This window comes from Maribellus luteus (assembly GCF_003576475.1).
GTDB lineage: Bacteria > Bacteroidota > Bacteroidia > Bacteroidales > Prolixibacteraceae > Draconibacterium > Draconibacterium luteum.
In genome coordinates, this window is the sequence record NZ_QWGR01000309.1 from 1 (window position 1) to 512 (window position 512).

Here is a 512-nt window from a genome sequence, read left to right on the forward strand (position 1 = left end):
GACCTGGATCAAGGACAGCTACAAGACCGCGCTCGCCAAGGCATCCGAGGACGACCGGGCGATGGCCTTGCAGATGCTCGAGCGCTGGGTTCAGGGCCGCCGGGATTGATCCGTTCGCTTCGCGAACACGCGGCTTAGTTCAGATCCAGATCGATCCACACCGGAACGTGATCTGACGCCTTTTCCCATCCCCTGACGTAGCGATCGATCCCGGCATCGAGCAGCCGGTCGCTTGCCTGCGGCGACAGCAGCAGGTGGTCGATCCGGATGCCGTTGTTCTTCGGCCACGCGCCGGCCTGATAATCCCAGAACGTATATTGGCCGGGCTGATCCGAAACCGCGCGGATCGCGTCGGTCAGGCCGAGGTTGAGCAGGGCGCGAAAGCGCTCGCGCGTCTTCGGCAGAAACAGCGCGTCGTTCGCCCAGGCGGCGGGATTGTAGACGTCACCGTTGGCGGGAATGACGTTGAAATCGCCCGCCAGCACCAGCGGCTGCTCTCCCTTCATGCGCTC

1 protein-coding gene is annotated in these 512 nt (G+C 63.9%); it reads right to left on the reverse strand.

Annotated features, from left to right (window positions below; genetic code table 11):
- Nucleotides 1–134: 134 nt before the first annotated feature.
- Nucleotides 135–512 (reverse strand): exodeoxyribonuclease III (locus D1614_RS29015; RefSeq protein ID WP_175579330.1); only part of this gene is annotated, 378 nt, incomplete at its 5' end.